This window comes from Chryseobacterium binzhouense (assembly GCF_007474545.1).
Lineage (GTDB): Bacteria > Bacteroidota > Bacteroidia > Flavobacteriales > Weeksellaceae > Chryseobacterium > Chryseobacterium binzhouense.
On the sequence record NZ_VKOG01000010.1, the window covers coordinates 26,046 to 48,922 of the forward strand.

23 protein-coding genes, 1 tRNA gene and 1 other RNA gene are annotated in these 22,877 nt (G+C 34.4%); 8 read left to right on the forward strand and 17 right to left on the reverse strand.

The window, feature by feature from the left end; all coding sequences use genetic code 11:
* Positions 1–108 precede the first annotated feature (108 nt).
* From FNE73_RS16245 to FNE73_RS16270, 6 genes are all read right to left on the reverse strand, one after another.
* Positions 109–753: an HD domain-containing protein gene (locus FNE73_RS16245; protein WP_143885605.1), complete on the reverse strand. Its 645-nt coding sequence runs from the start codon at positions 751–753 to the stop codon at positions 109–111.
* Between the two features lie 49 nt (positions 754–802).
* Positions 803–1,639, reverse strand: coding sequence for an alpha/beta hydrolase family protein (locus FNE73_RS16250; RefSeq protein WP_143885606.1), 837 nt, complete (start codon positions 1,637–1,639; stop codon positions 803–805).
* Between the two features lie 92 nt (positions 1,640–1,731).
* Entirely contained in the window at positions 1,732–2,619 is an 888-nt protein-coding gene (locus FNE73_RS16255) for a ribokinase (protein ID WP_143885607.1), read from the reverse strand.
* Positions 2,620–2,668: 49 nt separating this feature from the next.
* Positions 2,669–3,310, reverse strand: coding sequence for a DUF4241 domain-containing protein (locus tag FNE73_RS16260; RefSeq protein WP_143885608.1), 642 nt, complete (start codon positions 3,308–3,310; stop codon positions 2,669–2,671).
* A 43-nt stretch (positions 3,311–3,353) separates the two neighbouring features.
* A complete protein-coding gene (locus FNE73_RS16265) occupies positions 3,354–3,830 on the reverse strand; it encodes a hypothetical protein (protein WP_143885609.1) in 477 nt (158 codons plus the stop codon).
* A gap of 92 nt (positions 3,831–3,922) precedes the next feature.
* Entirely contained in the window at positions 3,923–6,625 is a 2,703-nt protein-coding gene (locus FNE73_RS16270) for a valine--tRNA ligase (protein ID WP_143885610.1), read from the reverse strand.
* A 129-nt stretch (positions 6,626–6,754) separates the two neighbouring features.
* Here FNE73_RS16270 and FNE73_RS16275 point away from each other — a divergent pair, with 129 nt between their 5' ends.
* On the forward strand, positions 6,755–7,216 hold the full coding sequence (locus FNE73_RS16275; RefSeq protein WP_143885611.1) for a DUF1573 domain-containing protein: 462 nt from the start codon (positions 6,755–6,757) through the stop codon (positions 7,214–7,216).
* A gap of 75 nt (positions 7,217–7,291) precedes the next feature.
* Complete coding sequence (locus tag FNE73_RS16280; protein ID WP_143885612.1) at positions 7,292–8,161, forward strand: polyphosphate kinase 2 family protein; 870 nt, start codon at positions 7,292–7,294, stop codon at positions 8,159–8,161.
* A 79-nt stretch (positions 8,162–8,240) separates the two neighbouring features.
* Here the strand turns inward: FNE73_RS16280 and rnpB are convergent.
* Positions 8,241–8,563: RNase P RNA component class A (rnpB, locus tag FNE73_RS16285), an RNA gene on the reverse strand.
* A gap of 186 nt (positions 8,564–8,749) precedes the next feature.
* Here rnpB and FNE73_RS16290 point away from each other — a divergent pair.
* Positions 8,750–9,241 carry an RNA polymerase sigma factor gene (locus FNE73_RS16290; RefSeq protein WP_143885647.1) on the forward strand — a complete coding sequence of 164 codons (492 nt, stop codon included), beginning with the start codon at positions 8,750–8,752 and terminating at the stop codon, positions 9,239–9,241.
* Positions 9,234–9,911 carry a beta-carotene 15,15'-monooxygenase gene (locus FNE73_RS16295; protein ID WP_143885613.1) on the forward strand — a complete coding sequence of 226 codons (678 nt, stop codon included), beginning with the start codon at positions 9,234–9,236 and terminating at the stop codon, positions 9,909–9,911. Before FNE73_RS16290 ends, FNE73_RS16295 begins: the two co-directional genes overlap by 8 nt.
* A gap of 14 nt (positions 9,912–9,925) precedes the next feature.
* Here FNE73_RS16295 and FNE73_RS16300 read toward each other — a convergent pair whose 3' ends face one another.
* From FNE73_RS16300 to FNE73_RS16320, 5 genes are all read right to left on the reverse strand, one after another.
* Positions 9,926–10,132, reverse strand: coding sequence for a hypothetical protein (locus tag FNE73_RS16300; protein WP_143885614.1), 207 nt, complete (start codon positions 10,130–10,132; stop codon positions 9,926–9,928).
* Between the two features lie 30 nt (positions 10,133–10,162).
* On the reverse strand, positions 10,163–10,813 hold the full coding sequence (locus tag FNE73_RS16305; protein ID WP_143885615.1) for a DUF3575 domain-containing protein: 651 nt from the start codon (positions 10,811–10,813) through the stop codon (positions 10,163–10,165).
* Between the two features lie 7 nt (positions 10,814–10,820).
* Positions 10,821–11,996, reverse strand: a complete 1,176-nt coding sequence (locus FNE73_RS16310; RefSeq protein ID WP_143885616.1) for a thioredoxin family protein — start codon at positions 11,994–11,996, stop codon at positions 10,821–10,823.
* Between the two features lie 130 nt (positions 11,997–12,126).
* Positions 12,127–12,206, reverse strand: a tRNA-Leu gene (locus FNE73_RS16315).
* 67 nt (positions 12,207–12,273) lie between these two features.
* On the reverse strand, positions 12,274–13,041 hold the full coding sequence (locus FNE73_RS16320; protein ID WP_143885617.1) for an MBL fold metallo-hydrolase: 768 nt from the start codon (positions 13,039–13,041) through the stop codon (positions 12,274–12,276).
* Between the two features lie 53 nt (positions 13,042–13,094).
* On the opposite strand from FNE73_RS16320, the gene FNE73_RS16325 reads away from it, so the two are divergent.
* On the forward strand, positions 13,095–14,522 hold the full coding sequence (locus tag FNE73_RS16325; protein WP_143885618.1) for a TonB-dependent receptor: 1,428 nt from the start codon (positions 13,095–13,097) through the stop codon (positions 14,520–14,522).
* Positions 14,523–14,533: 11 nt separating this feature from the next.
* Positions 14,534–14,983: a GAF domain-containing protein gene (locus FNE73_RS16330; RefSeq protein WP_143885619.1), complete on the forward strand. Its 450-nt coding sequence runs from the start codon at positions 14,534–14,536 to the stop codon at positions 14,981–14,983.
* A 66-nt stretch (positions 14,984–15,049) separates the two neighbouring features.
* Here the strand turns inward: FNE73_RS16330 and FNE73_RS16335 are convergent, their stop codons facing one another.
* Together FNE73_RS16335 and FNE73_RS16340 are read right to left on the reverse strand one after the other, a co-directional pair.
* On the reverse strand, positions 15,050–15,646 hold the full coding sequence (locus tag FNE73_RS16335; RefSeq protein ID WP_143885620.1) for a hypothetical protein: 597 nt from the start codon (positions 15,644–15,646) through the stop codon (positions 15,050–15,052).
* A 30-nt stretch (positions 15,647–15,676) separates the two neighbouring features.
* Positions 15,677–16,168 (reverse strand): RNA polymerase sigma factor, encoded by a 492-nt coding sequence (locus FNE73_RS16340; protein WP_143885621.1) that lies wholly within the window; start codon positions 16,166–16,168, stop codon positions 15,677–15,679.
* 146 nt (positions 16,169–16,314) lie between these two features.
* On the opposite strand from FNE73_RS16340, the gene FNE73_RS16345 reads away from it, so the two are divergent.
* On the forward strand, positions 16,315–17,139 hold the full coding sequence (locus FNE73_RS16345; protein WP_143885622.1) for an alpha/beta fold hydrolase: 825 nt from the start codon (positions 16,315–16,317) through the stop codon (positions 17,137–17,139).
* A gap of 157 nt (positions 17,140–17,296) precedes the next feature.
* Here the strand turns inward: FNE73_RS16345 and FNE73_RS16350 are convergent, their stop codons facing one another.
* Together FNE73_RS16350 and FNE73_RS16355 are read right to left on the reverse strand one after the other, a co-directional pair.
* The gene (locus FNE73_RS16350; RefSeq protein WP_089742603.1) at positions 17,297–17,545 is read right to left on the reverse strand and encodes a NifU family protein; all 249 of its coding nucleotides are present in this window, start codon (positions 17,543–17,545) and stop codon (positions 17,297–17,299) included.
* A gap of 36 nt (positions 17,546–17,581) precedes the next feature.
* Entirely contained in the window at positions 17,582–18,685 is a 1,104-nt protein-coding gene (locus FNE73_RS16355; RefSeq protein WP_143885623.1) for an Mrp/NBP35 family ATP-binding protein, read from the reverse strand.
* Positions 18,686–18,812: 127 nt separating this feature from the next.
* On the opposite strand from FNE73_RS16355, the gene FNE73_RS16360 reads away from it, so the two are divergent.
* Entirely contained in the window at positions 18,813–21,626 is a 2,814-nt protein-coding gene (locus FNE73_RS16360; protein ID WP_143885624.1) for a GH92 family glycosyl hydrolase, read from the forward strand.
* Between the two features lie 209 nt (positions 21,627–21,835).
* Here FNE73_RS16360 and FNE73_RS16365 read toward each other — a convergent pair whose 3' ends face one another.
* Positions 21,836–22,561: a phytanoyl-CoA dioxygenase family protein gene (locus tag FNE73_RS16365; protein ID WP_394366303.1), complete on the reverse strand. Its 726-nt coding sequence runs from the start codon at positions 22,559–22,561 to the stop codon at positions 21,836–21,838.
* Positions 22,562–22,877 lie beyond the last annotated feature (316 nt).

Consider the following 22,877-nt stretch of genomic DNA (forward strand, 5'->3'; position numbering starts at 1 on the left):
ACCTAAAGCCCCCTTTTTAACTTTAGCTAAAAAAAGTGAAAAAATAAGTGACAGAAAAATGACAAAAATGATAAATCCCATTTGGCAAAGATAAACAATAGCAAGCTTCTACTCAACATTCCATTCCTTCAAAAACTGGTCGAGGAAAGTCAGCATAAACTGATGTCTTTCTTCGGCTATTTTTTTTCCTTCTTCCGTATTCATAAGGTCTTTCAGCAGCAATAGTTTTTCATAAAAATGATTAATGGTAGTTCCGTTGGATTTTTTGTATTCTTCTTTTGACATATTCAGTTTCGGATGAATATCGGGATGATACATCAGATTATTTTTAAAACCTCCGAAATTGAACGTTCTTCCGATTCCAATAGCACCAATTGCATCCAGCCTGTCAGCATCCTGCACAATTTTCAATTCAATTGGTAAGTTTTCAGGAGCTTCTCCCCTATTCTTGAATGAAATATTTTGAATAATAAAAAGAACCTGTTGAATAGTTTCTTCACTCACATTCTGAATTTCTAGAAATTCTCTGGAAATTTTTAAGGCTAAAGTTTCATCACCATCATGAAATTTAGGATCAGCAATATCATGCAGTAAAGCCGAAAGTTTCACAACCTCAAGATTGCATTGTTCAGTTTCAGCAATTTTTCGGGAAAGCTTCCACACTCTTTCAATATGAAACCAGTCGTGACCCGCTTCTGCTCCTTCCAGTTTTTCCTTTACGAATTTTATTGTGTTTTGTACGATGTTATTCATTATGAAGTTAAATTTAATCTAATTATTAAAGACTTGTCTGATTTGAATTTCAGATTTTATTTAAAACAATATTCCAAAGCTTCTTATTATAGCTTCTGAAAAAATTCACATGTCCAATTTCACCTTTATCAGATTCCGAGACTTTTAACAGTCTGTATTCGGGCTTTAAATTGGGATAAGTATCCCGTAACAGACTTTTTACTCCTTTTTCCGTAAGCCAGTCATCATCTTCAGCATATAAAACCAAAACTTTTTGTGATAATCTGTGAGAATAATTTTCTGTTTTTTCAAGCAGTTTATTGGTAGATTTTCGGTTCAAAATTAAGGTTCTCCAGTCATAAGCACAATTTTTAGGCAAACTTTCTCCCAAACCAAACCAATGGGCAGGAAAATATCCCAACACAAAACTTGTAATTGGCTGTACAACTCCAAATCCAAGATAAGCCTCTATTCTTGTCTTAAACCTTAAATTTCCTACAAAAGCATTTTGAGTTCCCACAAAAATAAATTGTTTGAATATATCAGAATTTTTATTCATGCCGAGTAAAAGAGCTCCCACAGAATGCCCAAGACAGAATTTTATGTAATTATTAAATTCTTTTATTACAAAATCAGTTACTGCTTTGAAATCAGAATTTCCCCACGATTTCATAGAAGCATTACAGTTTTTTATGCGATCCGGTTTAGACATCCCTATTCCGAAATAGTCATAAGTCATTACCGTAAAGCCATCATCTTTCAAAAAATGAGCAAATGCGAAATAAACCTGCTGCTTTACTCCTGTTGCTGAATTGATGACGAGAAACTTCCCGTTAGACTTTTCCGGCAGAAACAGATGTGCAGTAAGATGATTTTGCTGATCTGTAACAATCTTAATTTTTTGCATGATTCAGAAATAAAAAAATCCACATCAAATGTGGAAATTTTAGTTTAAAATTCTTTAAAATAATACGGTTTTCAATATGTACCAAATAAAGTTTACTTTATATCTTTAAGATAAGGTAAAGCTGCTTGAGCACCTTTGCCTAAAGAAACTTTCGATGAGACAAGGTTTCCGAATTTCACACAGTCTTCAATAGTATTTTTATGACACATTGCGATAGAAAAACCTGTAGTAAAAGCATCACCCATTCCCATTTTATAAATCATATTTTCATTTTCATTACGGAAATATTTCATTTCAGTTCCGTTAAAATAAAGCGTGGAATTGGTTTCGTCTCTTACAAACAGTTTATTGAAATATTTTTCGAGAATCTTTTCTCTTTCATCTTCTCCAAAGATTACAGACAGCTCATTTGATTTAGCGATAATAAAATCAACAGAATTTAAAATTTCGTCATTAAGCCTTTTTCCGGGTGATGCGTAAAGACCTACCATTTTGCCATAAGACTTTGCCTTTTTTACGGTAAATTCTACTACTTCCATAGAAATTTCAAGCTGCAGCAAAACCAAATCAGATGCTGCAATATATTTTTCTGCGTTCTTTACGTTTTCAGTAGCGAGATATTTATTGGCAGCAGGATCAACTACAATAGAGAAATCTCCGTTGCAACTGGTTACATAAGCAATTCCTGTGGGTGCCTGATCTGTTTCACAAACATAACCTACATTTACATTTTCATTCACAAGATTACGCATAATCTGCTGTCCTAAAGGATCTATTCCCACGCAGCCCACAAAATAAACATTAGCGCCCAATCTTGCGGCTCCAACAGCCTGATTGGCACCTTTACCTCCAAAAAAATTTTCGGAATGGTGAGCCATTACGGTTTCATTACCGCCCGGAATTTTATCTGTATACAAGACTAAATCAAGTGAACAGCTTCCTATGACTACGATTTTTGGTTGTTGTGATGAGAATTTCATTTATAAAAATCTTAGCTTGTTAAAATATAAAGTTTAAATGTAAGTAATTTTAATTTACCAATATCTCTATAAATTCTGTAATTACCTTTACAGGCTCATTTTTTTCGTTAAAACCAATATAGCTCGCATAGAAGCCTTCTCCGTAACCTGTTTCAAAAGCAAAAATATTTCCGGGGGTTTCTTCATTTGGTTTTAAAAATGCAAACTGATCAATCGCTCCGTTTTCATCGAAAAAATGTCCGTGAAAAAATTCTTCATAAATTCCCATAAAATCATCTCCCTTTCTGCGAAAAAGCTTCTGCTCCAAAAGGTTAAGCTGTTCCTGTGTCTCAAAATCCATAAAACATCCCATTCCGCTTTCTACAGGATATCCAAAAACCTCTCCTTCGGCTAAATCTTCCGTATGCTGATTTTCGGTTGTTGCCATTTTCCATGACGATATTTTTTCGTCACTGAAAACGATTTCAACATACGCAACACAATTGCTTTCCCGCTCTTTGTGAAGTATGACCTGAAAATCTCCTTTTGGAAATTCAGTAGAAAACGGCTGCATATCATTCGTAATCAAAGGATCACAAGCCACCAGTTTTCCGGTCGAAAGATATATTTTTCCGACTTCAAAACTTTCCAGTAACGGACTTTCTACAAAGTCTTTGGAAAAAAGTTTTTGTATATTTTCTAAGTGTTGCATTTTATATTAAGATAGGATTAAAGCTATATTACGTCTTTAATTTTTAATTTAAATTTTTTATTTCTAATTCTATTTTCAGCCTTTTCTCGCTCCAATAATTTATTCTTTCTATTTTATCAGGATATTCTTCAAAACTAACATTCTGATAAAATTTAATAGAATCCTGATAATCTGTTAAAACTTTTTCCAAATAATCTTTGTAGTCTCTTTCATTTTGTGGAATATATCCAATTCCGTCACATCCACAACTGAAAAAGGTTTTACCAATTCTATAAAGTCCTTCTATAATTTTCCATTCTTTTGTAGCAGATATTTTCGGAGCTTTAAAATCTTTTCCCAAATTAACCATTAGATTACTACATTCAGGACATTTTATAGTTCTATTTTCAATTTCGTCACTTAATTCTTTTAAATTATTAATCTCTTTTTTTGTAAATACCTGTCCAACTTTTTTAATGGATTTTCCATTCAGTTCATGATATACTTTGTCTTTTTTTATTCTTAGTAAAATATCATCCACAGGAGTTTGTTTAAATGTTTTTTTACATCTAAAACAAACATAATGGAACTTATATATTTTAAAAGCATATCTACACATCTTTGGATATAAACCTAAAGCGTTTTTAATTTTTCTTCAAGAATCGCAATTTTGTCCAGAGCATCTTTTTGTTTTTTGCGCTCTACTTCTACAATTTCTGGTTTTGCATTGACAACAAACTTTTCGTTTGAAAGTTTTTTGTCTACAGAAATCAAAAATCCTTTCAGATACTTTAGTTCTTCTTCTGTTTTTGCTTTCTCTTCTGCTAAATCTAAGTTTTCACTTAGAGGAATGGAAATTTCCGTTGCACCTACCAAAAATGTAAAGCTTGGCTTATCTGTTTTTGTCCCGAAATGAATATCATAAACATTTGCCAGTTTTTTAATAACATCTTCATTCTTAAATTCTGCAGCATTTGTATAAATTTCTGCTCCTTCTCTTGAAGAAATTCCTTTTGTCTGGCGATAATTTCTAATGCCCGAAATGACTTCGGATGCTATTTCAAAGTTTTTAATAATTGTTTCGTCAAACGATTCTGCTTTTTTCTGCTGAGCGATAACTAAAGCCTCATCAATATTTCTTTCAGAAATAGCCTGCCACAATTCTTCAGTTAAGAACGGCATAAACGGATGAAGCAATTTCATTAATTCTTCAAAGAGCTCAATTGTTTTATTGTAGACCTCTTTAGAAATACCTTCACCATAATTTGGTTTTATTGCTTCAAGATACCATCCGCAGAAATCATCTTTAATTAGTTTTTGAATTAAATTTAAAGCATCAGATATTCTGAATTTGCTGAATTGGTCATTAATTTCAACGATTGATTTATTCAGTTGATTTTCAAACCATTCAATTGTCTGAATTTCAGTAGAATTTGCAGGCTTATCTTCATGATTCCACAAATTGATTAATCTAAAAGCATTCCAGATTTTAGTTCCGAAATTCCTTCCCAAATCGCAAAGAGGCGAAGTATAAATTGGATCTCTACCTTCATCCATTCTTTGTTTTATCTGTTTTTCTGTAAGAACATTCCCCTGTTCATCAATTTGTTCGGAATCAAATTTCAGATCATTTCCAGCAGCAGAACTCATCATAATTCCTACTCTTACAGCATCAGCTCCATAACGTTCCATTAAATCCAGCGGATCCGGAGAATTACCAAGAGACTTAGACATTTTTCTGCCAATTTTATCCCTTACAATCCCCGTAAAATAAACATTTTTGAAAGGAACTTCTTTTCTGTATTCCAATCCTGCCATAATCATTCTGGCAACCCAGAAGAAAATAATATCCGGACCTGTCACTAAGTCTGAAGTCGGGTAATAATAATTAATATCTTTATTTTCAGAATCAAGCAATCCATCGAAAACCGACATTGGCCACAACCATGATGAGAACCAGGTATCAAGAGCGTCTTCGTCTTGTTTTAAGTTCTCAGTTGTTAGTTGATCGTTGTTGGTTTTTTGCTTTGCAAGTTCTAATGCCTCTTCGATGCTTTCAGCAACGACAAAATCATTTTCTCCGTCACCATAATAATACGCAGGAATTTGCTGTCCCCACCAAAGCTGTCGGGAAATATTCCAGTCGCGGATATTTTCCATCCAGTGTTTATAGGTATTTTTAAACTTTTCAGGATAAAATTTAACCTCATCATCCATTACAACATCCAAGGCTGGTTTTGCAATTTCAGACATTTTCAGGAACCACTGAACAGAAACTTTAGGTTCAATGACCGCACCAGTTCGTTCTGAAGTTCCTACTTTATTCATGTAATCTTCTGCTTTCAGCAAAAGATCTTTTTCTTCTAATTCCTTAGCAATCTGCTTTCTTACCTCGAATCTGTTTTTTCCTGCGTAATGTAACCCGTGATCATTCAGATTTCCGTCATCATCCAAAGCATCAATCATCTGAAGATTGTGTTTCTGTCCTATTTCGTAGTCGTTGATGTCGTGTGCAGGCGTAATTTTCAAAGCTCCTGTTCCGAATTCAATATCTACATATTCGTCTTCGATGATAGGAATTACTCTGTCAACAATCGGTACGATAACGTTTTTACCTTTTAAATGAGCATATCTTTCATCATTAGGATTGATGCAAACCGCAGTATCCCCGAAAATGGTTTCAGGACGCGTTGTAGCTACAGAAAGGAATTCCTCAGATCCTTCGATTTTGTATTTTAGAAAGTATAATTTTCCGTTTTGTTCTTTAAAGATTACTTCTTCGTCAGAAATATTGGTTTTCGCTTCAGGATCCCAATTGACCATTCTGTACCCACGATAGATTAGTCCTTTATTGTATAAATCAACAAAAGATTTGATGACCTGCTGAGAAAGTTTTGGCTCCATGGTGAAACGGGTTCTGTCCCAATCGCATGAGCATCCTAATTTTTTCAACTGCTCAAGAATCGTTCCTCCATATTTGTCAGTCCAGTCCCAAGCGTGTTTTAAGAATTCTTCACGAGTAATATCAGATTTATTGACTCCTTCAGACTTCAGTTTAGCAACAACTTTAGCTTCTGTAGCAATAGAAGCATGATCTGTTCCCGGAACCCAACAGGCATTAAAGCCCTGCATTCTTGCACGACGAACCAGAACATCCTGAATGGTATTATTCAACATATGCCCCATGTGCAAAATCCCCGTTACGTTTGGCGGAGGAATTACAACAGTGTAAGGCGGCTTGTCATTCGGTTCTGAATGGAAATATTTGTTTTCCAACCAGTAATTGTACCACTTTTGTTCTGTTTCCTTTGGATTGTACTTTTCTGAAATCTGCATAAATTCTTAATTTCTTTTCTTTACGATTTGCAAAAATAGTTTAAAGTAAAAAAATGTAAGCACTAATTAAAATAATTTTTAACTTTGTTCCTCAAAATTTATCTAACAAACATATTAACATTCAAGAATATGAAAAAATTAATCGCAGGAATTGCATTATTCGGAACTTTTGCATTAGCATCTGCACAAACCATTACTTTTGACAGAACAACGTACGAATATGGTCAAATAAAGCCAAATTCTGACGGAAATAGATTTTTTACAGTAACTAATACAGGTGACAAGCCTTTAATTATTTCCAATGTAAAACCTTCTTGCGGATGCACAACTCCGGAATTCAGCCAGGATCCTATTTTACCCGGAAAATCTGCAAAGATAAAAGTGGGTTACAACACTGCGTCTCCAGGTGCTTTCAATAAAATGATTGAAGTTTTTTCTAATGATCCTGTAAACAGCAGAAGTGTAATTTACATCAAAGGTGATGTAAATCCTAATGCTCCTGACCCTAAACCATTAACTCCCGCCGAGCTAAAAGCTAAAGCTAAGGCTGATAAAAAAGCAGCTAAAATAGCAAAGAAAGCAGCTAAATAGTGTTCAGATTAAAAAAATAGTAGAAACCGTCTCAATTGAGGCGGTTTTTTGTTATTTTAGATAAAAAAAATATCAATGGATAAGAATTTTTCAGATAATTTTAAAGTGACAGAAAATTTTTCGATTAAAAAAACACCCACTCAATATGAAGGTCCGCTTACAAAAGATGATGGTATTATCATTCTTAATGAAGAGAAACAAAAACTTAGAGAACTTCAGGAAAAACTCTATGCAGATGGAAGCAAATCTTTGCTGGTTGTACTTCAGGCAATGGATGCAGCTGGAAAAGACAGTCTTATAGAACACGTTTTCGGCGGTGTCAATCCACAAGGATGTAGCGTGACGAGTTTTAAAACCCCAAGTTCAAAAGAATATTCGCATGATTTTTTGTGGAGGCATTATCTGGCTTTACCTCAAAAAGGAATGATAGGAATTTTTAACCGTTCGCATTACGAAAGTGTTTTGGTTTGTAAAGTACATCCTGAATATAATTTGAGCGAAAAAACCTGGGATTCTGTAGATGATTTTGATGATAAATTCTGGGAAAACCGTTACGAAAGCATCAGAAATTTCGAAAAGCATCTGGCTCAAAATGGAACAACCATTATTAAAATTTTTCTTCATGTTTCAAAAGATGAACAAAAGAAAAGACTCCTTGACCGCATCAACGAACAGGATAAAAACTGGAAATTTTCTGCTTCTGATCTTCCTGAAAGGGCTTTATTTAATGAATATATGAAATGTTATGAAGAAGCCATCAACGAAACCTCAAAAGATCACGCACCATGGTATGTAATTCCTGCCGACAACAAATGGTTTGCAAGACTTTCTGCTATACAGATCATTATTGATACTTTAGAGAAAATGGATTTAAAATTCCCGGAACTTTCAGAAAAAGATAAGGCTGAATTAGATAATGCTAAAAAACAATTGGAAAGTGAATAAATTAGGACGGAAGATAGGAGTTAAAAACTTTATATTAAAACTTCCAGCTTCAAACTTCTGCCTTCCAGCTTAAACAAAAATCACGAGAAAATCTATAAGCCGGATTTTGTACTTTAAAAAAGTGCCTGTTATTTATCTGCGTTTTACATTGCTGCAAAACTTGAGCTGATTACCCCTCGGCTTTCAGGACGAGCCGCCCCTATTTTCATTACTGAAAAGAACCGATATACTTATCATTGCACCGCAAAGAGTTTACCTGGTTTCACTACAGCCGAACTGTACCTGCTTTCTGTTGCACTTGTCCTATCCTCACGGATGACGGATGTTATCCGCTTTGCTGCTCTATGGTGTCCGGACTTTCCTACCCTCAATTGAATGAGAATCAACAAGCCGATTTTCTCGTGGATACAAAGATATGTAAAATGAGAATAGTAAATCATATTTTGTGAATGATGAACAGTCAATTCACTTTGTTGTCAATTTTGAAACTTTTCAATTAAATTAAAAAATAAAATTTACAATTCAGTTACGAAGTAAAATTCACAATTGACTAATAATTATTATCTTCGTGCAGTTATAAAATTTGTTTTGATTTCAAAAGAAAAAGAGTTTGCGCAGCTTGTAAAAGATAATCAGGGATTGATTATCAAAGTTTCGCGTCTCTATACCAACTCTCTGGAAGATGAAGAAGATTTGTTTCAGGAAATCGTACTTCAGCTTTGGCGGAGTTATGACTCTTTTAAAGGAAATTCAAAAATTTCAACGTGGATGTACCGTGTAGCACTCAATACTGCAATTACTCTTTTCAGAAAAAAAACCAAAAGCATACAAACCAATGAGCTGGACATCAATCATCGGGATTTTGTAGAAGATGATGATGAAAAACAACAGCAGATTTCACTTCTTTACACTGTTATAAAAACTTTACCCAATGTAGAACGAGCCATCGTAATGATGTATCTGGATGATTTACCATACAAAGATATTGCAGAAAATTTGGGAATTACTGAAGTCAATGCGCGTGTAAAAATGAACCGACTCAAAAAAGTTCTTAAAGAAAAAATGGAAAAACATGCCTGAATTTGATTTAGACAGCTTTAAAAAAACCTGGCAGGAACAGTCTGTACAGTCCAAATATGATCAAAATGAGATCCTGAAGATGCTCAATAAAAAATCGCGCAACTATATGAAATATATTTTCTGGATCAGCGTGGCAGAGTTTTTATTTTTTAGTATTTTGGGATTATTTTACATTGTTAAAAGCAATGATTCGCAAAGTTTTCTTTCAATTTTGGAAAAAATGGGCGTTCAGAAAGATGTGGAACTCGAAAATAAGCTTGATAATATTTATTTATTAATCAAAATTCTAAGTCTTCTGGTAACCGGATTTTTTGTAGTAATATTTTATCTGAATTACCGAAAGATAAAAGTTGAAGAAGATCTGAAGAAATTTATTATAAGGATTATCACATTCAAAAAGACAGTTAATGCTTTCATTCTCACGAATATTGGCTTGCTGATTATCTTAATTTTGGTTTTAACGGGATTTGTATTTTATATCCTCAACACACAGCACATTGAGCTGAGCGGCTCGGAATTCACCGGATTTATCGTTGGAATTATCGCAAGTACGGTTTTGTGTGTAATGCTGATCTGGATTTATTACAGACTGGTGTACGGAATCATTATGGGAAGATTGGACAAAAACCTTAAACAGCTTAAAGAAATTGAGTCTCAGGAAAATATGTAACAAAAATGTGGTTACTAATCAAAATTTTGGGGCGGCGTTTTATCGTCTTTCCCTCTGTTCATAATAACTAAACCTAAAGACAATCCTACAACACCTGCTCCGGCAATCATAAGCGCTCTTTCCAGTTTATCGGCTTCATTATTCCCTAAGTAATTCATCAAAAAAAGAATAACAAAAGTGATTGCAGAAATGATAAGATGATTTTTTCTAAATAATTTCATTGTAAATTTATTTTAATTAGTGATATAGAATTATTTTAGACGGTAAGAAATCATTATTCCGCCGCGATAAGGCAGTATTTCTCCGCTTCTGTTGTATCCGTTAGGTTTTTCGTCATATCTTTTACCTGATATTCTGTCGTAACCTTTGTAAAAATCCTGTGACGAACCAACCGTTCCGTAAACGTCCATTCTCCAGTTTTCAGACAGCTTAAACTGATACCCTAATGTAGCACCAAACAAAACAGAATAGCCTTTTTGGTAGAGATTTGATTTAATAAAAGTTACGCCCTCCTCGTTTTTACTCGGAAAAGGCTCATCACTCCAGTAATTCCATTTTTGAAGCACAAAAGATGATGCCGCAATATTAGCTCCAACATACCATCCCTGAAAAGCTTCTTTAAAATAATAACGCCCTTCCAATGACAATGAATAATACTGAAGCTCATGTCCTGCAAAAGATTTCCACGGCGAAACCAGAATATCACCCTGCATCGTAAATTTCTGATTCAGCTGATATTCCAAGCCTGCATTCACAATTCCAATCGGAATAAATAAAGCATTACCTTTTATATAAAGTTTTTTCTCTGAATTATCAATATTTTGAAAATCAGAATTTTCCTGCGCCTGTAATCTAAAAACAGAAAGCAGTACAAAAAGCAGGGTAAAAAATTTAATCTTCATTATCTATTTACTTTATCTGGTTAAGAATACCTTGAGCTAGACCTGAATCTTTTCCAGTTCTTGAAGCAATATCTTTCGATAGTTCGGCGAAGTTTTTAGCCAGATCTTTATTACCTAAACTTAAATAAATTTTTGCCAGAATATAGGTGTTTTCGGAAGTTTCTCCTCTCATAACAGATTTTTCTGCCCATTCTGCTGCTTTTTTCAGAGATGATACATTTTTAATATGATCAGAAAAAATCCAAGCTGCTTTTAATAACTCATTAGCATCAAAATCATCTGCATTTTTATAATACTCCAAAGCTGTTTTTTCATATTCCTGAAAATCGGCATTTTGTTCATAATACGCAAGTTTTGTCTGATTAAGCTTCAGTTGTGCTGTTTCTCTTCCTACAAGAGGTTCTGCTGTTTTCAGAAAATAATCATCATTGATCTTTTTCTTCTTTTCATCAATAGATTCCTGAACTACTTTAGCCAGAACAAGCTGATTTTTAAAATCATTATAATTCTGCTCAGGAAAAAACTGCAGAATATCTGATTTTCTGTCTAAAAACATTTTATAATTAGGATCTTCGGTAGATTTTAGGAAGAAAAGTAAATAGCCCACTTCATCTTTCGTAAGCGATTCGCTTTTGGATTTGTTGGAGAAATATCTTTCAGAAGCTTTTTTGGCAAAATCAAAATCAGAATTGGAGTTGAGTTTCATAATACTGACCAAAAATGCGGGATCTTTTTCTCCCTTAGCAAACCTTTCTTTCAATGAACCTTTTTTATTCGAAGGAGAATCAATATTCTCAGCCATTGCCAGAAACATACTTTCCTCCATATATCCATAATTCTGAGAAACCAGTTCACCATCGCCATTCAGAAACAGATAGGTAGGATAAGATCTTACGCCGTATTTGGCAGCAATTTCTCTTCCTTCACCTTTTTCCATATCAATACGGGCGTTCACAAAGTTTTTATTGTAAAAATCACCAACAGATTTTTGAGGAAACACATTTCTTTCCATCATTTTACACGGACCACACCATGAAGCATAGGCGTCAACAAAAACAAGCTTATTTTCTTTTTTTGCTTTGGCAAGCATATCTTTGAATGGAATTTCTTCGAATTTAATTCCTTCCTGAGCCAATATAAGAACAGTAAAAAAAACAAATAATCCGGAGATTAATCTTTTCATTTCTAAAGTATTTTAAAAAGCGAAGATACTTATTTTTTGAATTTATATGAATAATGAAGAGGATAAAGAATATAATGTAATTGAAATAAATAAAAATCCTCTGATAACAATAGTTTCAGAGGATATTTTGTACCCAGGACCGGGATCGAACCGGTACTCCTAAGAACTGGTGTTTGAGACCAGCGCGTCTACCAATTCCGCCACCTGGGCTGCTGTAAATTGGTGTGCAAATATAGAAACTTTTTTTACTATTCAAAAACTTTTTATCAAATTTTCTTTAAAAAATAATCTCCAAACCATCGTAAGCAAGGGAAATTCCATCAGGAAGCTCTTTATTTTCAACATCATGCAGCCCAAAATGATGACTGATGTGCGTTAGAAATAATTTCTTAGGCTTCAGCTCTTCAAACAACTCTAAAATATCCGGCAGAATAAAATGAGCAGGATGAGGATCAAATTTGCGTATGCAGTTTAAAATTAAAACATCCAAATTTTTAAGTTTCTCTTTTTCCGCTCCGGAAATAGAACCTGCATCTGTAATGTATGCAAGGCTTTTAAATTTATACCCAAAAACAGGAATTTTGTAATGAGTAACCTCAACAGGCTGTATTTCTGTATTAGCTACGGTAAACTTTTCATTTTCTATTATGTGAAGATCAAATGCAGGAGCTCCGGGATATTTTTCATCTGCAAAAGCATACGGAAATCGGTTTTTAACCTCACCTCCTACTCTTTTCATACAATACAGCGGCATATTTTCTCCACTTTTGAAAATCAGCGGACGCATATCATCCAATCCGATAACGTGATCGTTGTGCTCATGCGTTAATAAAGCAGCATCAATATGATTTTCATGATTCAGAAGCATCTGCTGTCTGAAATCTGGACCGCAATCAATAAGAATCTTCCTGTTTTCTTCGGTGGTTACCATTACTGAAGCCCGGAAACGACTGTCCTTCGGGTTTTCTGATGTACAGACCTCGCAAGTGCAGCCAATTACCGGAACACCCTGTGAAGTGCCTGTTCCTAAAAATTTCAACTTCATTTCTTTTGAGGTTGTTTTAATTTTGGTAAATTTACGAAAAATTTAATGTCCTAATGTATCAGAAACTAACTCCTAAACAAAAAGCATTAACAATTAACTTAGATCCTACTATTTATGGTACTTTCGCAGAAATTGGAGCAGGACAGGAAACCGTTCGACACTTTTTTAGAGCTGGAGGAGCTTCAGGTACAATTGCAAAAGCAATGTCGGCTTACGACAAAGATTTCAGTGACGCTATTTACGGAAAAGAGGTAAAAAACAGATATGTTACCCAAAACCGACTCAGAAAAATGCTTCGTTATGAAGTATCGCTTATTGAAGAAAGAATCTCAAGAGACAGCAATCCCGGAAGAAAATATTTCTCTTACGCCAATACCGTTACCACCATCAATTTTGATAAAACAGTAAAAGGTCATGGCTGGGTAGGAATCCGTTTTCAGGTAAAAGAAAATGAGGATTACAACGAAATCGTTATCCATGTAAAATTTAAAGAAAATGACGCCACTTTACAGCAGGAAACTCTGGGAAATCTTGGTGTGAATCTTATTTTCGGGGCTTTTACCTATTATGACAATCCAAGAAGACTCATTGAGTCTCTTTACGATGATATCGCAACAGATAATCTGGAGATTGATATGATTGACTTCAGCGGACCGGCGTTTGCCTACGTTGACAACAGGCTGATGTCTTTACAGCTCGTAAAAAATAACATGACCGATGCTGTAATTTTCAATTCTGAAGGAAACAATATGCTTCCGGCAGATATTTTATACAAAAAAAATATTTTTGCAGTAAGAGGAAGCTTCAGGCCCGTTACAAAGGTAAATATTGATATGCTGCGCAATGGCATGGATATGTTTCTGAAAGATGCTATCTGCACTCATGAAGAAACCGAAATCCTTATAGAAATTACCATTTCCAATCTAAGAGCAGACGGAGACATTGATGAAAGAGATTTTCTTGATCGTGTGGATGTTTTGGGAAAACTGGGCTATACCGTAATTATTTCCAATTTCTCTGAATATTACAGACTGATAGATTATTTTTCTCATTATACCAACGGTGATATTGGAGTTGCAATGGGAGTAAATAACCTATTAATGGTATTTGATGAGAAATACTACAAAGATCTTTCAGGAGGAATTCTGGAAGCATTCGGAAAGTTTTTCCGAAACGGAATGAGAGTGTATCTCTATCCTTACAAAGATCCCGAAACACATGAGCTTCTGGACTCTTCCAATCTGAAAGTAGAAGAGAATCTGAAAGAGCTGTACAAATATTTCAAACTCAACAACCGTATTGTAGATATTAAAAATTACAATCCGCAGTTTTTGGAAATTTATTCGCGGGAAATTCTCAGAAAAATCTCATGCAATATGAACGGATGGGAAAATCAGGTACCGGAAGGTGTCGCAGAAATGATTAAAGAAAGAGGAATGTTCGGCTTTAAAAACGAACTGTCCCTTAAACAGTTTTCATAAAAATTATAAAAATGTCTGAATTAAAAAAAAGACTTTCGTCTATTCTGGAAAGTCCGAAGCATAATACTGAAGAAAAACTTCAGAAAGTTTGTCATTTACTGGATCAGGAGATTTCATATTTCAACTGGACGGGTTTTTATTTCAAAAACGGGGATAAAAACGAGCTTAAACTAGGTCCTTATGTAGGCGCCGAAACCGATCACACCATTATTCCGTACGGAAAAGGAATCTGCGGACAGGTAGCTGTTTCCAACGAAACATTTGTAGTTCCTGATGTACATTTGCAGGACAATTATCTAAGCTGCTCTATTGATACAAAAGCGGAAATTGTAGTTCCGATTTTTAAGAATGGAGAAAATATCGGGCAGATAGATATTGATTCTCATACTTTAGATCCTTTTACAAAAGAAGATTTAGAACTGTTGGAGTGGCTTTGTAATGAAGTTTCAAAGATTTTGTAATTCATTTTCTCTCAATTCTAAAATAAATGAAAGCCGCAGATAGATAATTTCTGCCGCTTTTTTTATTTAATTATTTTTAAGATGCAAAAAAAGAGATTCAATCTTTTTAATATATTGACCATAAAATTTGTTGAACCACCATTTCCCAAACACGAAAAGCAGAACAATACCTACAACTAAGGTAGAAATCAAAGTAACAGCAATTTTCATATCAGACAATGGTATCTGCCGCGGAATAAACTCCAGAACAATCAGCAGTTCGCATACTAAAAAAGGAGCAAATGCAACATAAAAAGACAGATAATACTGTTTGTTAAGCTCAAGCTGATGCAAAAGATCTTTCAGTCCCTCAAGCGTATTAAGATTCATATCGGTCATGTTTCTGTAAAGTTTAAAAAACTTATCGAAAAAAAACATGGTAACAAAAATCATTGAAGCAACAAGAATGGAGATATAAAATTTAAATTTGAACGGAGCTTCACAAACAGCAATTAATGCAAAAGCAAAAATAAAAATACCCAGAGTAGACCAAAATTCCATCCGCATATTTTTTCTTATCTTTTCCAAAGGAAGATGAATGCGTTTTTTATCTTCCATATTAATTTCCGGAATCTTTTCAGACTGATCGTCATTCCACATATTTTTCAGTTCATCTATATTCATAGCAAAATTTATTAAGATTAACTATAATTTTTAGTTTAAAAGTTCTTTAAGTTTATTTTTCGCCCGGTTCATTTTTACCCGTACATTTCCCTCCGAAATTCCCATCTGTTCGGCAATTTGTTTTCCGGAAAAATTTTCCAGATAGTAAAATATAAATGCTTTATCAATGGGATTAAGTTTATTGATCGCAGAATACATTTTTGAAAGTTTCTCTTCTTTTTCATCATCATATTCCTCATTTTTAATTCTATAGTCAGAAAAATCATCATTGGTGGTTATGAAACTTCTTCTTTTCTCAGATCTCAGAAACATAATGGCGGTATTGAGAGCAATTCTGTAAAGCCAGGTAGAAAACTCGCTATCCCCTCTGAATGTAGAATACGCTTTCCAGACCTGATAGGTAATTTCCTGAAAAAGATCTTCCCGATCGCTCTGGTTATCCATATACATTTTGGAAATCTTATAAATGATTCCCTTATGTTTTTCAATCTTTTCTAAAAATTCCTTTTGTTGTAAAGTCATTTGATTGTACTCTATAGAGTTAGTATCTCTTGAATAAAAATGTTACAAATTATTATAAAATTAAAAATAAAGACAATAAAGATTAAAAATAATACCTCAGCTGGCTCAAAATTTGTTTTGAATGTGTTACACCAAAAAATATAGATATGCCTTACATTACAAAGCAAAATGACAAGAGTTTTGAACTTTATTATGAAGATTTCGGATCAGGACAGCCTATTATTCTCATTCACGGATGGCCGTTGAGCGGAAAATCCTGGGAACTTCAGGTTCCTGTACTTCTTGATTTGGGTTACAGAGTCATTACCTATGACAGAAAAGGTTTCGGGAAATCTGCACCTACGTTAGACGGTTATGATTATGACTCTCTTGCAGCAGATCTTCATGAATTAATTTCTCAGCTTGAGCTAAAAAATGTAATTCTTTTTGGCTTTTCTATGGGTGGCGGAGAAGTCGTACGTTATCTTACTAATTATGGTTCTGAAAATATTGATAAAGCAGCATTAATTTCATCCATCATTCCTTTGGTTAAACAAAAAGAGGACAATCCGCACGGAGTTCCACCTGAAGAATTGGCTGAAATTATGAAAAATTTGAGGCTAGACCGAATAAACTTTTTGGAAACTTTCCACAAAAATTTTTACAACTATGGAATGCTTTCTCCTACCGTAAGTCCAAAACAAATGGATTTCGATTGGGCTATTGCATCATGTGCCTCGCCTATTGCCACCATCAAGTGTGCAGAAAGCTGGGCAGATACAGATTTCAGGTCTGAACTCGCCAATGTTACCGTAAAAACACTTATCGTTCATGGCGACAGCGACCAGATTGTTCCTATTGAAACTTCCGGTCAACAAGCAGCGCAAGGCATTCCGGACAATCATTTTGTAACCATTGAGGGTGCTCCGCACGGTCTGAATGTTACTCATGCAGAGGAACTCAATCAAATAATTACTAAATTCTTATCCTAGTTTTTTCAGTTTATAGTTTTTATTAAGTGAAGCCGCAGTTTTTTACTGCGGCTTTTTTCTTTAATATGCTAATTTTACAGAAACCAAGATCTATAAATTATAATATAAAAAAAGACAGACCTTCACAAATCTGTCTTAAAATATATTGTCGTATTTTTTACTCTACATTTACTACCTTTTCAATTTCGGGAGCGTATTGTTTGATGGTGTTTTCTACGCCTAATTTAAGAGTAGAAAAGTTAAGAGAACAACCCGAGCAATTACCTAAAAGCTTAACAAAAACTGTTTCGTCTTTTACATCAATCAGCTCAATATCTCCACCGTCTTTATTAAGAAACGGACGAATGCTGTCTAAAGCCTCCATCACCCTGGTTACTGTATCTTCGTGTGTTGTTTTTATTTCCATATTTGGTTTGGTTTTCAAAATTTATTTGAAATTACATTATTTTTTGGGCGAGCAACCAGCCATTGTGGTAATTTTCACTGCTTCAGTCGGAGGAAGAAATTTATTTCTCTCTACCAGACTTTCTACCATTTTTTGTGCCGTTTCAGTATAAATTTCAGCAATTTTAGAACCTTCCTGCAAAGCAGCCGGTCTTCCGACATCGCCCGCTTCTCTGATGCTCTGAATCAAAGGAATTTCTCCTAAAACCGGAATATTTAAATCATCAGCCAAATACTGCGCTCCCTGATTTCCAAAGATATAATACTTATTCTCAGGTAACTCTTCAGGCGTAAAATATGCCATATTTTCTATCAATCCCAAAACCGGAATGTTAATACTTTCCATCTGGAACATAGCAATACCTTTTCTTACGTCTGCCAAAGCAACATGTTGAGGTGTACTTACAATTACTGCTCCCGTTACCGGAACTTCCTGAATAATAGACAAATGAATATCACCGGTTCCCGGAGGAAGATCAATTAACAAGAAATCCAGTTCTCCCCAAGCTGCGTCTCTGATCATCTGGTTCAAAGCTTTTGAAGCCATTGGTCCTCTCCAGACAACCGCCTGATTTGCCCCTGAAAAATATCCTATCGAAAGCATTTTTACTCCATAATTTTCAATAGGCTTCATTAAATTTTTTCCGTCAACTTCTACAGAAATTGGCTTTTGTCCTTCCGTATCAAACATCGTAGGAACTGAAGGTCCGTAAATATCGGCATCTAATAAACCTACTTTAAAACCCATTTTTGCTAAAGTTACAGCAAGATTGGCGGCAACCGTAGATTTCCCTACTCCGCCTTTTCCTGATGCAATAGCAATAATATTCTGAATTCCGGGGATCTGTTTTCCTTTAATCTGACTTAGCTGAACTTCACTCGGTTCCGGAGAAACTATTTTAAGTTTTAAATTAATTTCTTCTCCAAACTCACTGGCAAAAGCCTGCTTCATTGCCGCCTCAAGCTTCTTCTTTTCATGCATTGCAGGAGAATGAGCAGTCATATCAATATAAACATCATTTCCCATAATCTGAAAATTATTTACCAGATCATCTACTTCTATTTCTTTAAGGAAATTCTGAACCTTTTCTTTAGTCAACATAAAATATAAATTGACTACAAATTTACGCAATTTTTAATTATTTAGAATCAATAAACTTATCTATAGATAAATTCTTTTACATCCTAAAATTTATGTATTTTAGGACGATTTTTTTAAATTGATATCCATGAAAAAAATAGTAATCATTCTTTTAGGATTTATTGCTCATAATTTGTTTTCACAAAACTTTTCACAATACGTAAACCCTTTTATCGGAACCGGCGGTCACGGTCACACTTTTCCGGGAGCAATCGTACCTTTCGGGATGGTTCAGCTTTCTCCGGATACAAGAATTGACGGAAGCTGGGACGGCTGCAGCGGTTATCATCATTCCGATTCGGTGATTTACGGGTTTTCTCATACACATCTGAACGGAACCGGAGTTTCAGATTACGGAGATATTATGCTGATGCCGACCATGGGAAAAGCGGGTTTAACACCGAAGGAATATTCTTCTAAATTTTCTCATAAAAACGAAAAAGCCACAGCAGGATTTTATTCGGTAAAATTAGATAAAGATAATATTGATGTTCGGTTAACCACAACAAAAAGAGTGGGCTATCACGAATATAAATTTAACAAAGCCGGAACAGCGAACATTATTTTAGATCTCAATCACAGAGATAAATTGCTGGAAGGTGAAGTAAAAATTATCGACAGCAAAACGATTGAAGTTTTCCGCAGAAGTGAAGCGTGGGCAACGAATCAATATATTTATGCGAGAATTGAGTTTTCAAAACCGATGTTTGAAGCTAAATCGTTGGTTGAGAATCTATCACAACCTGGTGTTGCTCGTACAAATTATAACGGAACAAAAATTCAAATTGCATTTTCAAATAAAGTAAAAAAAGGTGAAAAAATTCTTGTAAAAGTGGCAATTTCACCGACAGGTTACGAAGGTGCTGCAAAAAATATGCTGGCTGAAGGAAGTTCAAATGATTTTGATTTAATTAAAAAACAGGCAGAAACCGACTGGAATAAAGAATTGTCTAAAATTGAAGTTAAATCTGACAATAAAGATAAACTGACGATTTTCTACACCGCATTGTACCATGTTTTCACACAACCCAACATCAATATGGATGTTGACGGAAAATACCGAGGCAGAGATAATAAATTTTACATGGCGAAAAACTTTGATTATTACACGGTTTTTTCGTTGTGGGACACATTCAGAGGAGCGCATCCTTTAATGACTTTGATCGACAGAAAAAGAACGGCAGATTTCGTCAATACTTTCATCAAACAACGTGAACACGGCGGAAGAATTCCTGTTTGGGAACTTGCTTCCAACGAAACTGAATGTATGATTGGCTATCATGGCGTTTCTGTAATTGCAGATGCGATGGCAAAAGGAATTACAGGATTTGATTATGAAAAAGCTTTTGAAGCTGCAAGAAATTCGGCAATGCAGGATATTTTTGGATTAAATGCTTACAAACAGAAAAACTACATCAGCATTGATGATGAGCATGAAAGTGTATCAAAAACACTGGAATATGCTTACGATGACTGGTGTATTGCTCAAATGGCAAAGATTTTAGGCAAAAATGATGATTACGAATACTTCATGAAACGTTCTCAGAACTGGAAAAATCTTTACAATCCGAACAACGGTTTTATGCAGGCAAGAAAAAACGGAAACTGGTACGAACCGTTTGATCCGAGAGAAGTTAACAATAATTACACAGAAGGAAATTCATGGCATTATTCTTATTTCGTTCCACAGGATATTCCAGGATTAATTCAGGCTCATGGCGGAAAACAGAAATTTGAACAGTTTATTGATGCTATTTTTTCAGCATCAGACAAAACAACAGGGAGAGAACAGGTAGATATTACCGGACTGATCGGACAATATGCCCAAGGAAATGAGCCAAGTCACCACATTGCTTATCTCTACAATTTTGTTGATAAACCACAGAAAACTGAAGAAAAAATAAAATACATTCTTGATAATTTCTATAAAAATGCTCCCGATGGTTTAATTGGAAATGAAGACTGCGGACAAATGAGCGCATGGTTTATTTTGAGCTCGATGGGAATTTATTCCGTAACTCCGGGAAAACCGGAATGGGAAACCGTAACGCCTTATTTTGACGAAATTAAACTTCATCTGGAAGAAGGAACAACTAAAACCATAACCAAAAACACTCCAAAAAGCGAGCTTAAAACTTTAGGTCTTGAAAATGTGAAAACGGCTAAAGATTTAAAATATTCTGAGCAGACCGCCTCACCGGTAATTGCTGCAGACCGAATTTTTGATTTTACAACTCAGGTAAAAATAACACCTCTCAACGAAAAAGATAAAGTGTATTATATGACACTGGATGAAGATGATAAAAATGTAAGAAAAACCTTTAAAATCTATAAAGAACCTTTTACGATCAGTAAAACCACACAGGTTTCTGCCTATGCAGAGAGAAATGGTGAGAAAAGCGGAATTACCATTTCAGATTTTAACAGAAGACCCAATCATTGGGATATCACCATCAATTCAAAGGTAAATCCTCAATATACAGCGGGAGGAAAATTTGCTTTGATTGACGGAATCAACGGTGATGTGAACTGGCGAAAAGGAGAATGGCAGGGTTATCAGGGACAGACTGTGGAAGCCATTATTGATTTTAAATCACCTCAGCAAATTAATTATATTTCCTCCACTTATTTACAGGACAGCAGAGCATGGATTTTGATGCCTAAAAAAGTAGAATATTATGCTTCTATGGATGGGAAAACATATATTCTTCTGAAAACTTTAGAAAATAACATCGATGCAAAAGATGAAAAAGTTCAGACGAAAGATTTCTCTACCGAAGTTCTTCCTACTGAAGCCCGCTATCTTAAAGTAAAAGCTTATCATTTCGGAAAACTCCCGGAATGGCATCAGGGAGCAGGCGGAGATTCTTATATTTTTGTGGATGAGATTTCCGTGAAATAGAAATTTGCAGTTTAAAATATGAAACCTCTTTCGACTGGAAGAGGTTTTTGTTTTTTTTTAATTAAATCTTGAAAATTGGAATCTAAAAACGCTGAGTTTTTCATCCAGTAGGAATTTCTACGTTGTTATTTAAATATAAAAGTTGTTGAGATTCCTCCGTAATGACAAAGATACCGTGAAACTTACATTTTATTAATCATGAGCAACTATTAATTCATCCTCTCCGACCAATTCAGTTCTTCCGGCAATTCTCTATCCGAAAACTCAATATGAATCACTCTCCTTTTCTTGCCGTTGGTTGTTCTGTTTGAACGGTGGAGAAGTAAAGGCTTTATCAACATGATTCCGCCTTTTTCTACATTACAGATGGTTTCTGTTTCCACATCCCAATCAATCGTTTCAGGTCTATAAATACCTTTTGCGTGAGACTTCGGAACCACTTTTAAAGCTCCGTTGTTTTCGTCTGTATCATCCAGATGAATTCTTATGGTAAAAATATTTTCAAGAATATCTAAAGGTGGCTGTACTGCAAATTGATTTTGTTTGGTTGTCCAGGGTCCGAAATTTTCCAGTTCTAATTTCTTATCAACTGAAATTGTTAAATCCTGATGATAAGCTACATACCAATTCGATTTTTCAGGCTTATCAAAATAAATACTCTTTACGGCAAAATAATTTTCACCAAAAATTTCTTTGATAATCGTTTTTAAATTTTCATTAAAAATCAAATCTTTTACCTCAGGAATTTCTTTTAAAAACTGTCTAATCGCAAAAAGATCTTCCGATTTCCTGAAGGTGTCTTTTGAAGAATCTATATTTTGAATTGCTTCACTTATTTTCTCGACTTCTTCTTCAGAAAAGATATTATTGATTACAGCAAAACCGTTGTCAGTAAATTCATTTTTATAAGTCTGCAGATTTATCATATTGAACATTAGTATTTAGATTTGATTATAAATCAATACGTTTTTTCTAAATTTATCTACTAAAGTAATCATAATTTTTAAATCATGCTTAATTTTAATTACTTTTGAGAAATGTCAAAAGAACTTAAGATTCTATGGTTTTTTTTCAGGAAACTTCTGATTCCGGGAGTTTTATTTTCTTTTTTGCTATCATTGATGGTTGGATTCAATATCAAAATTTTTGGCTTAAGTTTTATGTTGCTTTTCCCGTTTCTTCATTATTTTATTTATGAATTGCGGTTTAGAAATGAATATGTTTTTTATGCCAATTTCGGATTTTCCAGAA

Coding starts and splice junctions, on each gene's coding strand:
- FNE73_RS16325 (WP_143885618.1), top strand. CDS start 13,095: ATGTATCAGAAACTAACTCCTAAACAAAAAGCATTAACAATTAACTTA.
- FNE73_RS16335 (WP_143885620.1), bottom strand. CDS start 15,646: ATGAATATAGATGAACTGAAAAATATGTGGAATGACGATCAGTCTGAA.
- FNE73_RS16310 (WP_143885616.1), bottom strand. CDS start 11,996: ATGAAAAGATTAATCTCCGGATTATTTGTTTTTTTTACTGTTCTTATA.
- FNE73_RS16300 (WP_143885614.1), bottom strand. CDS start 10,132: ATGAAATTATTTAGAAAAAATCATCTTATCATTTCTGCAATCACTTTT.
- FNE73_RS16270 (WP_143885610.1), bottom strand. CDS start 6,625: ATGCAGATTTCAGAAAAGTACAATCCAAAGGAAACAGAACAAAAGTGG.
- FNE73_RS16330 (WP_143885619.1), top strand. CDS start 14,534: ATGTCTGAATTAAAAAAAAGACTTTCGTCTATTCTGGAAAGTCCGAAG.
- FNE73_RS16320 (WP_143885617.1), bottom strand. CDS start 13,041: ATGAAGTTGAAATTTTTAGGAACAGGCACTTCACAGGGTGTTCCGGTA.
- FNE73_RS16280 (WP_143885612.1), top strand. CDS start 7,292: ATGGATAAGAATTTTTCAGATAATTTTAAAGTGACAGAAAATTTTTCG.
- FNE73_RS16245 (WP_143885605.1), bottom strand. CDS start 753: ATGAATAACATCGTACAAAACACAATAAAATTCGTAAAGGAAAAACTG.
- FNE73_RS16355 (WP_143885623.1), bottom strand. CDS start 18,685: ATGTTGACTAAAGAAAAGGTTCAGAATTTCCTTAAAGAAATAGAAGTA.
- FNE73_RS16250 (WP_143885606.1), bottom strand. CDS start 1,639: ATGCAAAAAATTAAGATTGTTACAGATCAGCAAAATCATCTTACTGCA.
- FNE73_RS16260 (WP_143885608.1), bottom strand. CDS start 3,310: ATGCAACACTTAGAAAATATACAAAAACTTTTTTCCAAAGACTTTGTA.
- FNE73_RS16345 (WP_143885622.1), top strand. CDS start 16,315: ATGCCTTACATTACAAAGCAAAATGACAAGAGTTTTGAACTTTATTAT.
- FNE73_RS16350 (WP_089742603.1), bottom strand. CDS start 17,545: ATGGAAATAAAAACAACACACGAAGATACAGTAACCAGGGTGATGGAG.
- FNE73_RS16365 (WP_394366303.1), bottom strand. CDS start 22,561: ATGTTCAATATGATAAATCTGCAGACTTATAAAAATGAATTTACTGAC.
- FNE73_RS16275 (WP_143885611.1), top strand. CDS start 6,755: ATGAAAAAATTAATCGCAGGAATTGCATTATTCGGAACTTTTGCATTA.
- FNE73_RS16360 (WP_143885624.1), top strand. CDS start 18,813: ATGAAAAAAATAGTAATCATTCTTTTAGGATTTATTGCTCATAATTTG.
- FNE73_RS16255 (WP_143885607.1), bottom strand. CDS start 2,619: ATGAAATTCTCATCACAACAACCAAAAATCGTAGTCATAGGAAGCTGT.
- FNE73_RS16340 (WP_143885621.1), bottom strand. CDS start 16,168: ATGACTTTACAACAAAAGGAATTTTTAGAAAAGATTGAAAAACATAAG.
- FNE73_RS16305 (WP_143885615.1), bottom strand. CDS start 10,813: ATGAAGATTAAATTTTTTACCCTGCTTTTTGTACTGCTTTCTGTTTTT.
- FNE73_RS16295 (WP_143885613.1), top strand. CDS start 9,234: ATGCCTGAATTTGATTTAGACAGCTTTAAAAAAACCTGGCAGGAACAG.